The following is a 13941-nucleotide window of genomic DNA, read 5'->3' as shown; positions in this document are numbered from 1 at the left end:
TATACCGCCTTCGCGAGCAAGCCCGCTCCCACATTGGGTTTGCGTTTATCCCTGAGCATGTTGCCCTGGCGGCCAATCCAGTGACATAGCCTCCCAACAGATTTCTCACCCCCCTTTCACATCTCCTCAACGAATCGCCTCCTAGACTTGCTCTATCAGCCGTTCAATGGCGTTGGAGTATGAGATGTGGCGGTTCGCGGTAATGCTGGGCGTGGTGATGGCGCTGTCAGGGTGCCAATCAACCCACGATCAATTGCTGGCCAAAGGTTATCCACCGCCCTTCGCCGACGGTTTTGACGATGGCTGCAACAGCGGGCGCCAGGCAGCCGGGGTGATCACCGGAGAGTTTCGCAAGGACGTCCCACGCTATTTAAAAGACCATGCGTACGCCGAAGGCTGGGAGGACGGTTTTCGCCAGTGCAAGGCCATGCGCGAGAGCGAGGAGCGTAATGACTACAGGGACCGCCACTGGGACGAGCGCGAGCGCGCCTGGCAGCAAGAGAAGGACCGCGACGCCGCACGGGCCTATCGCAGCCAATAAAACCTCTGTAGGAGCTGGCTTGCCAGCGATGGCGGCCGGAAGATCAACGCACCAGCGTCTGCCATCATCACCGGCAAGCCGGCCCCTACAGTTGATCAGCGTTATGGCTTAGACGATGCCCTGCGCCAGCATCGCATCAGCCACTTTCACGAAGCCTGCGATGTTCGCGCCTTTCACGTAGTTAACCCGGCCATTTTCCTCGCCGTAGTGCACGCAGGCATGGTGGATCGACTGCATGATGTTGTGCAGCTTGCTGTCCACTTCACCGGCGGTCCACAACAGGCGCATGGCGTTTTGGGACATTTCCAGGCCACTTACCGCCACGCCGCCGGCATTGGATGCCTTGCCCGGAGCGAACAGGATGCCGGCGTCGATAAAGATATCCACAGCCTCAAGAGTGGTCGGCATGTTGGCGCCTTCGGCCACGCAGATGCAGCCGTTGCGCAGCAAGGTACGTGCGGCTTGAGCGTCCAGTTCGTTCTGGGTCGCACATGGCAGGGCGATATCGCAGGCCAGTTCCCATGGGGTTTTGCCGGCGCAAAATTCCAGGCCGAAACGCGCGGCCAACTCGCTGATACGCCCGCGCTGCACGTTTTTCAGCTCCAGCAACGCCGACCATTGCTCCTCGGTCAAACCGCTTTCGCAATACAGGGTGCCTTCGGAGTCGGACAGGGAAATCACCTTGCCGCCCAGGTCCATGACCTTGCGCGCTGCGTATTGCGCAACGTTGCCAGAGCCGGAAACCGCCACGCGCTTGCCTTCGACGCGCTGGCCCTGGCGCTTGAGCATTTCTTCAGCGAAGTACACACAACCAAAACCGGTGGCTTCAGGGCGGATCAGGCTGCCGCCGTAGCTCATGCCCTTGCCGGTAAACACCGAGGTGAATTGATTGCTCAGGCGCTTGTACTGACCGAACAGGAAACCGATTTCCCGGGCCCCAACACCAATGTCGCCAGCAGGAACGTCTACGTCCGCGCCGATATGGCGGTACAACTCGCTCATGAACGACTGGCAGAAACGCATGACTTCAGCGTCGCTCTTGCCCTTGGGATCAAAGTCCGAGCCGCCCTTGCCGCCGCCCATGGGCAGCGAGGTCAGGGAGTTCTTGAAGGTCTGCTCGAAGGCGAGGAATTTCAGCACCCCCAGGTTGACCGACGGATGGAAGCGCAGGCCGCCTTTATAGGGACCAATGGCGCTGTTCATCTGGATACGGAAACCGCGATTGACCTGGACCTTGCCCTGGTCATCTACCCACGACACTCGGAAGGTAATGGCGCGTTCCGGCTCGCAGATGCGCTCCAGGATGCCCGAGGTCAGGTAGTGGGGATTGGCTTCTAGAAACGGCCACAGGCTGCGTAGGACCTCTTCTACGGCCTGGTGAAATTCCGGCTGGTCCGGGTCGCGTTTTTTCAGGCGGGCAAGGAAGGATTCGACGGATTCGATCATGAAAAGTCTCGGCAGATTTATTGTCGTTAATGGCGATTTGCCCAGGACTTTATCAACTCATGCTGCACCGCGACAGGGCAAAATGTCGCTTTTGTGAATTTAAATGGTGCAATAGATATAAATAACTGCGACTTGACGCCCCAAAAAGGGTATTTCAGCTTAAAGCATGCACCAACAGTTAAACCGCTTGCTCGCGAATGAACTCAACGCGGTACTCCCGAAACACAGGCAAAAAAAACGGAGCCCGAAGGCTCCGCTTTTCAAACCACCGACCCGATTCAGGCCAGTTTCTTGTGCCGCACACGGTGCGGCTGGGCAGCAGCTTCGCCCAGACGTTTCTTGCGATCCGCTTCGTACTCGGTGTAGTTGCCTTCGAAGAACACCGCCTGGGAGTCGTCTTCGTACGCGAGGATGTGTGTCGCCACACGGTCAAGGAACCAGCGATCGTGAGAGATCACAATCGCGGCGCCCGGGAAGTCCAGCAGGGCTTCTTCCAGGGAACGCAGGGTTTCAACGTCGAGGTCGTTGGACGGTTCGTCGAGCAGCAGGACGTTGCCGCCCTCTTTCAGGGTCAAGGCCAGGTGCAAGCGACCACGCTCACCACCAGACAGGTCCTTGACGAACTTCTGCTGGTCGCCGCCCTTGAAGTTGAAGCGGCCGACGTAGGTGCGCGACGGGATTTCATAGTTGCCGATGCGGATCTGGTCGGAACCGTCGGAAATCTGCTGGAACACAGTCTTGCTGCCATCGAGGTCTTCGCGGCTCTGGTCGACACAGGCCAGTTGCACGGTTTCGCCGACTTCGATGGTGCCCGAATCCGGTTGTTCCTTGCCCATCAGCATGCGGAACAGGGTGGATTTACCCGCGCCGTTGCCGCCGATCACGCCGACGATGGCGCCTTTAGGCATGGAGAACGACAGGTTGTCGATCAGCACGCGATCGCCATAACCCTTGCAGACGTTCTTGAACTCGATGACCTTGTCACCCAGGCGTGGACCGGCCGGGATGTAGATTTCGTTGGTCTCGCTGCGCTTCTGGAATTCCTGGGACTGCATTTCCTCGAAGCGTTGCAGACGGGCCTTGGATTTCGACTGACGGGCCTTGGCGCCTTTTCGTACCCATTCCAGCTCGTCTTTCATGGCCTTTTCATGGGCCGACTGCTGCTTGGATTCGGCCGCCAGACGGTCGGACTTGGCTTCCAGCCAACCGGAGTAGTTGCCCTCGTAAGGGATACCGGCGCCACGGTCGAGTTCCAGGATCCAGCCGGCGACGTTGTCCAGGAAGTACCGGTCGTGCGTGATCGCAACCACGGTGCCCGGGAAATCATGGAGGAAGTGTTCCAGCCAGGCCACGGAGTCGGCGTCCAAGTGGTTGGTCGGTTCGTCGAGCAGCAGCATGTCGGGGGCCGACAGCAGCAGGCGGCACAAGGCCACACGGCGCTTCTCACCACCGGACAGGTGTTCGACCTTGGCGTCCCAGGCCGGCAGGCGCAGCGCATCGGCGGCGACTTCCAGCTGGCGCTCCAGGTTGTGGCCGTCGCTGGCCTGCAGGATGGCTTCGAGCTTGGCCTGTTCAGCGGCGAGCTTGTCGAAGTCGGCATCTTCATCGGCGTAGGCGGCGTAGACCTCGTCCAGGCGGGCCTGGGCGTTCTTGATCACGCTGACAGCTTCCTCGACCACTTCACGCACGGTCTTGGACGGGTCCAGGATCGGCTCTTGCGGCAGGTAGCCGATGTTCAGCTCGGGCATCGGGCGGGCTTCGCCTTCGAACTCGGTGTCGACGCCGGCCATGATTTTCAGCAGCGTGGATTTACCCGAACCGTTGAGACCGAGCACGCCGATCTTGGCGCCAGGGAAGAAGGACAGCGAAATGTTCTTGAGGATTTCCCGCTTCGGTGGAACAACTTTGCCCAACCGATGCATGGTAAAAACGTATTGAGCCAAAATGTGGACCTCGTAAAAAGATGAGAACAGGGCCTGCGTAGCGTCATGGCGCTGTACGTAGCACATCGAATGATCAAGGTTAACCTAAGTCAGCGGCGGCGGGCAGATTGACAGGCGCTTTTGAGCCGCGCTTTTTCCTACTGAGGGCCAGATGGAACACAATACCCGGCAACACCGTCCTACATGAAGAAGACACATGGCACATGCATGCTGGACCACGCCTTACCCCCTGACGGTCCCGGGAGACAGCTTCCATGCTTAGCGTCATGTCTGCGCTGGGGTTGTTGCTATTGATGCCGGGGCCGACCAATACCCTGTTATTGCGCTCTGGCGTGCTCTCGGGCTTCAGGCTGGCCTGGCCCCTGAGCCTGTTGGAGTGCCTGGCTTACCTGCTGCAGATTTCATTTTGGGGCTACCTGCTCAGCCATATTGGCGCCAATGCGCCGTGGTGCCTGAAGGTGATGCAGTTCATCTCGATCTGTTACTTGGTCAAGACCTCATACGGCCTATGGCGCGAGCCTGCCGCCGATCTGTCCCCACTGCCCGGGGCGCGGGTGTCGAGGTGGCATTTCTTTTTACTGACGCTGATCAACCCGAAGGGTTTGCTGGTGGTTTCGTTCATCGTGCCGGTGCAGACCTTTGCCGATATAGCCTTGTACGGGCAGTTCGTCATGCAATTCACGGCAGTGGTGATCCCCGTTGGCTGCGCCTGGGTGCTGTTCGGCGCGCGCATCAAACGCAGCCGGCATGTATGGCTGACTCCACAGAACATCAACCGCACAGCCTCTGTGGTTATTAGTTGCTTTGCGCTGGCGATTCTATTCAGACTGGCAGATGCCTTGATCAGCACTGGCCCGGCCTGATAGTCCCGCTAAGCGGGGCTGGCACTTTGCCACAACTCAAGGCATGCTAGCCGCCCTCCGGGCGTCCGGCTTATAGTGCACGTCGCGCGCCAGTCCAGCCAAACCGCAGGATCACAGCTTGTCCAACGTAACAAAGCCAAGCCCCTTGCGCGCAGCTCATATTGCGCCAGGCGCTCCCCTGCACGGAACCCTCAAGGGCGCATTGGCGACGCTGGTCCTGCTGCTGCTTGCATTATTGTTCTGGCAACTGCTGGATCAATTGCAGCAAAACCAGAAAAACCAGCAGCAATACACCATCGACTACAGCGCGGACTTGGCCGAACAGATCAGCCTGAACATGGCCTTGAGTGCGCAAATCGCCCTCAACCTGCTACCCATCGTCGAGCCGCCGCGCAACGATGAACAGCACCAAGCCCTGATGCGCGCCTTGCAACGTTCGTTGCCGGAACTGCGCAGTGTTGCCCTGCTCGCCCCCAGCGGCGCGGTGATCACCGACACGGCCGACAACAGCCAGGACAGTGCCTGGCTCGAAGAACTGGTCAAGCGCAGCCATGCCCAGTCCTATTTCCTGAGCAATAGCAGCGACGGTTCCATCATCTACCTGCTGCTGCACCAGCCCAGCGGCGGCGCCAAGATGTATTGGGCATTGCGCCTGGCACCCAATTACCTGGCCAACCTGACCCGTCAGGACGGTCAGGGAGCGCGCCCGATGTGGGCCATAGAAAACCAGTTGAACCACCGGGTCGTCAGTCGCGACAGCGGCATGCCCAGCCAGTGGTCGGCCGGGCTGACCCCGGAAGAGCTGAAGAAAACCGTACTGGTCACGCCCCTGAGCAAAAGCGACTGGCAACTGCGCGGCCTGTTTGATCGCGCCGCCGTGCTGGAACAACTGCTGCCGGCGTTTATCGGCAAGTGTCTGCTGGGCCTGGCCTTTTCACTGATCCCGGTGCTGGTCCTGCTGAACATGCGCCGCCGCCAGCGCCAGGTCAACGAAGGCCGGCGCCGCTACCAGGATATTTTCGACGGCACCGGCGTGGCCTTGTGTGTGCTCGACCTGTCGGGCCTGCGAAGCTTCTTCGACAAGGCCCAATTGCACAGTCGCGAACAATTGCAGGACTGGCTGCACAACAGCCCCGAGCAACGCCAGCAACTGCTCAAGGAATTGCGTATCACCGAGGTCAACCAGGTGGCGGTGCGCCTGTTGAATGTGGCGTCCTGCGAACAGGCGTGGGAGCGCTTGATCGACGGTTGTGCGCTGAACACCAGCGCCATTGGCTATCAAGTACTTGAAGCGGTGCTGACCCAGCAAAAACAGTTGGAGCTGGAGATTCAACTCAGCGACATCGAAGGCAACGACCAGTACCTGTGGCTGGTGATGCGCCTGCCGGAAGAACAGCACGACTATAAAGCAGTGATCCTCAGCATCAGTGATATCACCAGCCGCAAGCTGATCGAACTGTCCCTGGTGGAGCGCGAAAGTTTCTGGTCGGACGTGGTGCGCACCGTGCCTGATCATCTGTATGTGCAGGATGTGATCAGCCAGCGGATGATTTTCAGCAACCACCACCTGGGCCACACCCTGGGCTACAACAAGCACGAACTGCAGCAAATGGGCGAATACTTCTGGGAAATCCTGCTGCACCCCGAAGACGCCGAGTACTATCACGACCTGCGCCAGCAACAGCGCGAAGCCGGTTACCTGACGCAGTTGCAGTGCCAGTTGCGCTTTCGGCACCGCAACAACCAGTGGCGGCGCTTCGAGATCCGCGAACAGGCCCTGGCCCGGGACAAGTCCGATCAGGTTACGCGGATTATCGGCGTGGCCAAGGACATTACCGATCAGATCGAAGCCAGTGAATCCCTGCGCGACAGCGAGCAACGCTACCGCATGCTGGCCGAAAGCATCAGTGACGTGATCTTCTCCACCGACAGCAAGCTGGCCCTAAACTACGTCAGCCCGTCGGTGCATGCGGTATTGGGCTATGACGTCGACTGGATCTTCAAGAACGGCTGGCAATCGACGATCGCCAACCCCCAGCAACTGACTGGCATCTACACCCTGGTTGAGCGGGTCAGCCGCTCCCTCGACCAGCCCCAAGCCCTGGCCCTGCTGCGCGATGACGTGCAGACCCAATTGTTTCTGTTCGATTGCCTGCGGGCCGACGGGCGCAAAGTACCGATCGAACTGCGCCTGGTGCTGGTGTGGGACGAGCACGGCGCGTTCGAAGGCATCCTTGGCGTAGGTCGCGATATCAGCCAGCAACGCCGCGCCGAGAAAGACTTGCGCATGGCGGCCACGGTATTCGAACACTCCACCTCGGCGATCCTGATCACTGACCCTGCCGGCTATATTGTGCAGGCCAACGAAGCCTTCAGCCGGGTCAGCGGTTATGCGGTGGCCGACGTCCTCGACCAGTTGCCGAACATGCTGACCGTCGACGAACAGCAGGAAGCGCACCTGCGCTACGTGCTTAAGCAACTGCACCAGCACAGCACCTGGGAAGGCGAAGTGTGGCTCAAGCGCCGCAGCGGTGAGCATTACCCGGCGTGGGTCGGCATTACCGCCGTGCTCGATGATGAAGGCGACCTCGCCAGCTACGTGTGCTTCTTCAGCGACATTAGCGAGCGCAAGGCCAGCGAGCAGCGCATCCACCGCCTGGCCTACTACGATGCCCTGACCCACCTGCCCAACCGCACTTTGTTCCAGGACCGCCTGCACACCGCCTTGCAGTCGGCCGAACGGCAGAAGTCGTGGGTGGTGCTGATGTTCCTCGACCTCGACCGTTTCAAACCGATCAACGACTCCCTGGGCCACGCCGCCGGCGATCGCATGCTCAAGGAAATGGCCACCCGCCTGCTCGGTTGCGTGGCCGAAGACGACACCGTGGCGCGCATGGGCGGGGACGAGTTCACCTTGCTCCTGCAACCGCGGGTCAGCCGCGAAATGGCGCTGAACCGGGCCATTCATGTGGCCGAGCAGATCCTCGCCAGCCTGGTGAAGCCGTTCGTGCTTGAAGGTCGCGAGTTTTTTGTCACCGCCAGTATCGGTATCGCCCTGAGCCCGCAGGACGGCAACGAACTGAGCCAACTGATGAAAAACGCCGACACCGCGATGTACCACGCCAAGGAACGCGGCAAGAACAACTTCCAGTTCTACCAGGCCGACATGAACGCCAGCGCCCTGGAACGCCTGGAGTTGGAAAGCGACCTGCGCCACGCCCTGGAGCAGAACGAATTCGTACTGTATTACCAGCCGCAGTTCAGCGGCGATGGCAAACGTTTGACCGGCGCCGAAGCCCTGCTGCGCTGGCGCCACCCGCGTCGTGGCCTGGTGCCGCCAGGGGACTTCATCCCAGTACTGGAAGAATTGGGCCTGGTGGTGGATGTGGGTGACTGGGTAATCGACGAGGCCTGCCGGCAACTCAAGACCTGGCACCAGAACAAGGTGCGGGTGCCCAAGGTCTCGGTAAACATTTCGGCGCGGCAGTTCTCCGACGGGCAGTTGGGTACGCGGATCGCCACCATCCTCAAGGAAACCGGCCTGCCGCCGGCGTGCCTGGAGCTGGAGCTGACCGAAAGTATCCTGATGCGCGAAGTCAACGAAGCCCTGCAGATCCTCGCCAGCCTGAAAAACCTCGGCCTGAGCATCGCGGTGGACGACTTCGGCACCGGTTACTCATCGCTCAACTACCTCAAGCAATTCCCCATCGACGTGCTGAAGATCGACCGCACCTTCGTGGATGGTTTGCCATCTGGCGAGCAGGACGCACAGATCGCCCGCGCAATCATCGCCATGGCCCACAGCCTGAACCTGGCGGTGATCGCCGAAGGCGTGGAAACCCATGAGCAACTGGACTTCCTGCGTGAGCACGGGTGCGACGAGGTGCAAGGTTACCTGTTTGGGCGACCGATGCCGGCCAATCGGTTTGAGGCGCAGTTCTGTAATGATGCACTGTTCATGTTTGACTGAAGTTTTGCGGTGAGGCTGATGGCCTCATCGCGAGCAAGCCCGCTCCCATATTTTGATTTGCGAACACATTCAAATGTGGGAGCGGGCTTGCTCGCGAAGAGGCCCTCAAATACGCCATCCATCTCTGGATGAACGCCACTTGTCCGCGACATGATGTCCTTTCATATGCCATCTAAAACCCATTGGGTTAGAATGCCCCTCTTTTCTGCCCCCGATCCTTGAGGACCGCCATGTTCAGCCGTGATTTGACTATTGCCAAGTACGACGCCGATCTCTTTGCCGCCATGGAGCAAGAAGCCGTGCGCCAGGAAGAGCACATTGAGCTGATCGCTTCGGAAAACTACACCAGCCCTGCGGTGATGGAGGCTCAAGGTTCGGTTCTGACCAACAAGTACGCCGAAGGTTACCCAGGCAAACGCTACTACGGCGGTTGCGAATTCGTCGACGTGGTTGAGCAACTGGCCATCGACCGCGCCAAGGAACTGTTCGGCGCCGATTACGCCAACGTCCAGCCTCACGCCGGCTCCCAAGCCAACGCGGCCGTTTACCTGGCCCTGCTGCAAGGCGGCGACACCATCCTGGGCATGAGCCTGGCCCACGGCGGTCACCTGACCCACGGCGCCAGCGTTTCGTCCTCCGGCAAGCTGTACAACGCTGTGCAGTACGGCATCGACGGCAACGGCCTGATCGACTACGACGAAGTCGAGCGCCTGGCGGTCGAGCACAAGCCAAAAATGATCGTGGCCGGTTTCTCTGCCTACTCGCAGATCCTCGACTTCCCACGCTTCCGTGAAATTGCCGACAAGGTTGGCGCCTACCTGTTCGTCGACATGGCCCACGTGGCCGGTCTGGTCGCCGCTGGCGTCTACCCGAACCCGGTACCTTACGCTGACGTCGTGACCACCACGACCCACAAGACCCTGCGCGGTCCACGTGGAGGCCTGATCCTGGCGCGCGCCAACGCCGAGATCGAGAAGAAGCTGAACTCCGCGGTATTCCCGGGCGCCCAGGGTGGCCCGCTGGAGCACGTGATCGCCGCCAAAGCGATCTGCTTCAAGGAAGCGTTGCAGCCTGAGTTCAAGACTTACCAGCAACAAGTGGTGAAAAACGCCCAGGCCATGGCCACTGTGTTCATCGAGCGCGGTTTTGACGTGGTTTCCGGCGGTACTGAAAACCACCTGTTCCTGCTGTCGCTGATCAAGCAGGACATCTCCGGTAAAGATGCTGACGCTGCCCTGGGCAAAGCCTTCATCACCGTGAACAAGAACTCGGTACCGAACGACCCACGTTCGCCGTTCGTCACCTCGGGCCTGCGCTTCGGCACCCCGGCCGTGACCACTCGTGGCTTCAAGGAAGCAGAGTGCAAGGAACTGGCTGGCTGGATCTGCGACATCCTGGCAGACCTTTCCAACGAAGCCGTGATCGATGCGGTCCGTGAGAAGGTCAAGGCCATCTGCAAGAAGCTGCCGGTATACGGCGCTTGATTGCAGTTGCTTGAATGAAAAGCCCGGCTCTTGCGCCGGGCTTTTTTATGCCGATCTGAACCTGGAATGCAGATCAAAATGTGGGAGCGGGCTTGCTCGCGAAAGCGACCTGTCAGTTGATGCATGTACCGACTGATACACCGCTTTCGCGAGCAAGCCCGCTCCCACATTTTGATCTGCATTTCAGGTCAGGATTGGTAAACCCGGGCAAAGCCTGCACGGATTTTGTCTTCGGGCAACTCATCGGCAATAAACACAATCACACTCTCCCGCGCCTCGCCTTCGGCCCATTCGGTATCCCAATCGAAACCGTAGAGCTTGAGCACGCCCTGGAACACCATGCGCCGGTCTTCTCCGGCGATGTTCAGCACGCCCTTGTAGCGCAGCAGTTGCTTGCCGTGCTCTTCCAACAGCTCGTTCATGAAGTCGCTGAGACGGTCGATATCCAGCGGCTGGTCAGTACGTAACACCAGGCTGGAGATACGATCGATAGACGGCGCCTGGCTGACCGGGCGCAGGGTCATGCCGGCGTTGAGGTTGAAGCCGCGCACGTCCAGCAACTCGGCGAGATCGATCTTGCCGTGCTCCACCACACGAATCGGCGCGCGTCGGTTGATGCGGGTCAGGCGCTGGCTGAGGGCATCGAAGCTGGCGTCGTCGACCAGGTCGCGCTTGCTCACCAGCAGACGATCGGCAAAGCCGATCTGCGCCTGGGCGATGGTCTGCGTCAGGTGGTGTTCTGCGTGGGCCGCGTCCACCAGGGTGATGATGCCGTCGAGGATGTAGCGCTCGCGCAGTTCTTCATCGATGAAAAAGGTCTGGGCCACCGGCGCCGGGTCGGCCAGGCCGGTGCATTCGATCACCAGGCGGTCGAAGGCGATCTCGCCGCTGTCCAGGCGTTCGAGCAGCAGGTACAGGGCTTTGGTCAGGTCGGTGTGGATGGTGCAGCACACGCAGCCGTTGGACAGGGTCATGACTTGCACCGGCTCATCGCCCAGGAGCTGGGTGTCGATGCCGGCGTCGCTGAATTCGTTTTCGATCACGGCGATTTTCAAGCCGTGTTCGGCCTTGAGCAGATGGCGCAACAAGGTGGTCTTGCCAGCGCCGAGGAAGCCGCTGAGGACGGTGACGGGGATGGGAGAGATCAAAAATATTCTCCTGAAAAATGGGAGCGCAAAAACAACTGTAGGAACGAGCTTGCTCGCGAAGAACGTCAACGATAACGCGTGCTATCTGGATGCACGTGGTGTCCTTGGGTTTTTCGCGAGCAAGCTCGCTCCTACAGGTAAAGCGGTTTTACCAACTTAACAGCACTTGGGCCCGCCCTTGCCGCCGTAACGGGCTTCCTGGCGCTCCCGGAAGAACGCCTTGTAGTCCATCACCGGCTTGTCCGGGTGCTTGGTTTGCATATGCTCGACGTAGGTGTCGTAGTCGGGCATTCCGACCATCAGGCGCGCGGCCTGACCGAGGTATTTACCGAGGCGACCAATGTCATTGAACATGTTTGCAACCCTCTATTACGCGTCCGGCATGGCTTGGAATGGTGCTTCTTTATCCGTGCGTTCCTTGCTGCCCCAGGCGGCTACGCCGACCTTGATCGCATAGAACAGGATGCTGAAGACCACGAACAGGAACAGTACCGTCAGCGTCGCGTTGGTGTAGGCGTTCCAGATCACGTGCTGCATCTGGTCGATGTTCTTCGCCGGAGCGAGGATCTGCCCGTTGGCCAAGGCATCGCTGTACTTCTTGGCCAGCGACAGGAAGCCGATCGCAGGGTTAGCGTCGAACAGCTTGATGAAGCCTGCGGTGGTGGTGCAGATCAGCAGCCACACAGCCGGCAGCAGGGTGACCCAGATGTAGCGCTGGCGCTTCATTTTGATCAGTACAACGGTGGCGAGCATCAGTGCGATACCGGCCAGCATCTGGTTGGAGATGCCGAACAGCGGCCACAAGGTGTTGATGCCACCCAGCGGATCGATCACGCCCTGATACAACAGGTAACCCCACATTGCCACGCAGCCTGCAGTCGCGATCAGGTTGGCAGTCCAGGACTCGGTACGCTTGAGCGCCGGGACGAAGGAGCCGAGCAGATCCTGGAGCATGAAGCGACCGGCACGGGTACCGGCGTCGACTGCGGTCAGGATGAACAGTGCTTCGAACAGGATCGCAAAGTGGTACCAGAATGCCATGGTGTTTTCACCCGGCAGCACACTGTGCAGGATCTGTGCGATACCGACCGCCAGGGTCGGTGCACCACCGGCACGGGCCAGGATGGTGGTTTCACCGATATCGTTGGCCACCGCCTGGAGCGCTTCCGGAGTAATCGCAAAGCCCCAACTGCTGACGGTCTGCGCCACGGTCACCACGTCACTGCCAACCACGGCAGCCGGGCTGTTCATGGCGAAGTACACACCCGGCTCGATCACCGAGGCGGCAACCATGGCCATGATGGCCACGAAGGACTCCATCAACATGCCGCCGTAACCGATGTAACGGGCGTTGGTTTCGTTATCCAGCAGCTTGGGCGTGGTACCCGAGGAAATCAGCGCGTGGAAACCCGATACCGCGCCACAGGCAATGGTGATGAACAGGAACGGAAACAGGCCGCCCTTCCACACCGGGCCAGTGCCATCGATAAACTGGGTCAGCGCCGGCATTTTCAGGTCAGGCATGGTGACCAGGATGCCAATCGCCAGGGCGATGATGGTGCCGATTTTCAGGAAGGTAGACAGGTAGTCACGCGGAGCCAGGATCAGCCACACCGGCAATACCGCGGCCACGAACCCGTAGCCGACCAACATCCAGGTGATCTGGATCCCGGTGAAGGTGAAGGCCTTGGCCCATACCGGATCAGTGGCAATCTGCCCGCCCAGCCAGATCGAACCCAGCAGCAGCAACACGCCGATGATCGAGATTTCGCCGATGCGGCCCGGGCGGATATAGCGCATGTACACGCCCATGAACATCGCGATCGGGATGGTCGCCATCACCGTGAAGATGCCCCACGGGCTTTCGGCCAGGGCCTTGACCACGATCAGCGACAGCACCGCAAGGATGATGATCATGATCAGGAAGCAGCCAAACAGCGCGATGGTCCCGGGAATGCGGCCCATTTCTTCGCGGACCATGTCCCCCAGGGAGCGGCCGTTGCGACGGGTGGACAGGAACAGGACCATGAAGTCTTGCACTGCACCCGCCAGCACCACGCCAGCAATCAGCCACAGGGTACCTGGCAGGTAGCCCATCTGCGCCGCCAATACCGGGCCGACCAACGGCCCCGCGCCAGCGATGGCCGCGAAGTGGTGACCGAACAGAATATGTTTGTTGGTCGGCACATAGTCCAGACCGTCGTTGTTGAGCACTGCGGGGGTGGCCCGCCGTGGATCGAGTTGCATCACATTATTTGCGATGAACAGGCTGTAGTAACGATAAGCCACCAGATAAATGGCGACTGCCGCGACTACAATCCACAAGGCGTTGATCGCCTCGCCGCGACGCAAGGCCACTACGCCCAGGGCGCACGCTCCTACGATTGCCAGCAACAGCCAGGGTAGGTGGCGTAGCAGGCTATTATTATTTTTCATTTTTATATTCCAGCCAGGTTGGACAGAAAGACAGCCATCCGGAGTTTAGCGCGCTGGGCCCTAAAGACCAGCCCCCTACGTTGGTCTAGAGCCTTGCCGGGGTGAAAAAA

Annotated in this window: 9 protein-coding genes; 4 read left to right on the top strand and 5 right to left on the bottom strand. The window is 59.8% G+C overall.

Going from position 1 to position 13941, the window contains the following annotated elements; translation table 11 throughout:
• Positions 1–184 precede the first annotated feature (184 nt).
• Positions 185–541 (top strand): hypothetical protein, encoded by a 357-nt coding sequence (locus H097_RS19845; RefSeq protein WP_032861863.1) that lies wholly within the window; start codon positions 185–187, stop codon positions 539–541.
• Between the two features lie 108 nt (positions 542–649).
• On the opposite strand, the gene gdhA is transcribed toward H097_RS19845, so the two are convergent.
• Positions 650–1987 (bottom strand): NADP-specific glutamate dehydrogenase, encoded by a 1338-nt coding sequence (gdhA, locus tag H097_RS19840; RefSeq protein ID WP_032861862.1) that lies wholly within the window; start codon positions 1985–1987, stop codon positions 650–652.
• Positions 1988–2265: 278 nt separating this feature from the next.
• Entirely contained in the window at positions 2266–3930 is a 1665-nt protein-coding gene (ettA, locus tag H097_RS19835) for an energy-dependent translational throttle protein EttA (RefSeq protein WP_032861975.1), read from the bottom strand.
• 254 nt (positions 3931–4184) lie between these two features.
• On the opposite strand from ettA, the gene H097_RS19830 reads away from it, so the two are divergent.
• The 3 genes from H097_RS19830 to glyA all read left to right on the top strand — a co-directional run bounded on the left by H097_RS19830 (position 4185) and on the right by glyA (position 10247).
• The gene (locus H097_RS19830) at positions 4185–4793 is read left to right on the top strand and encodes a LysE family transporter (RefSeq protein WP_032861861.1); all 609 of its coding nucleotides are present in this window, start codon (positions 4185–4187) and stop codon (positions 4791–4793) included.
• A gap of 118 nt (positions 4794–4911) precedes the next feature.
• A complete protein-coding gene (locus H097_RS19825) occupies positions 4912–8763 on the top strand; it encodes a bifunctional diguanylate cyclase/phosphodiesterase (protein ID WP_032861860.1) in 3852 nt (1283 codons plus the stop codon).
• 230 nt (positions 8764–8993) lie between these two features.
• Positions 8994–10247: a serine hydroxymethyltransferase gene (gene glyA, locus H097_RS19820; protein ID WP_032861858.1), complete on the top strand. Its 1254-nt coding sequence runs from the start codon at positions 8994–8996 to the stop codon at positions 10245–10247.
• A 188-nt stretch (positions 10248–10435) separates the two neighbouring features.
• On the opposite strand, the gene yjiA is transcribed toward glyA, so the two are convergent.
• From yjiA to H097_RS19805, 3 genes are all read right to left on the bottom strand, one after another.
• Complete coding sequence (yjiA, locus tag H097_RS19815) at positions 10436–11395, bottom strand: GTPase (protein ID WP_032861856.1); 960 nt, start codon at positions 11393–11395, stop codon at positions 10436–10438.
• Between the two features lie 156 nt (positions 11396–11551).
• The gene (locus H097_RS19810; protein WP_032861855.1) at positions 11552–11749 is read right to left on the bottom strand and encodes a YbdD/YjiX family protein; all 198 of its coding nucleotides are present in this window, start codon (positions 11747–11749) and stop codon (positions 11552–11554) included.
• Between the two features lie 15 nt (positions 11750–11764).
• Positions 11765–13831 (bottom strand): carbon starvation CstA family protein, encoded by a 2067-nt coding sequence (locus H097_RS19805; RefSeq protein WP_032861854.1) that lies wholly within the window; start codon positions 13829–13831, stop codon positions 11765–11767.
• Between the last annotated feature and the right edge of the window lie 110 nt (positions 13832–13941).

It is taken from the genome of Pseudomonas sp. FH4, from assembly GCF_000510915.2.
Classification (GTDB): domain Bacteria; phylum Pseudomonadota; class Gammaproteobacteria; order Pseudomonadales; family Pseudomonadaceae; genus Aquipseudomonas; species Aquipseudomonas brenneri.
This window is presented reverse-complemented; position numbering and strand designations above follow the sequence as displayed.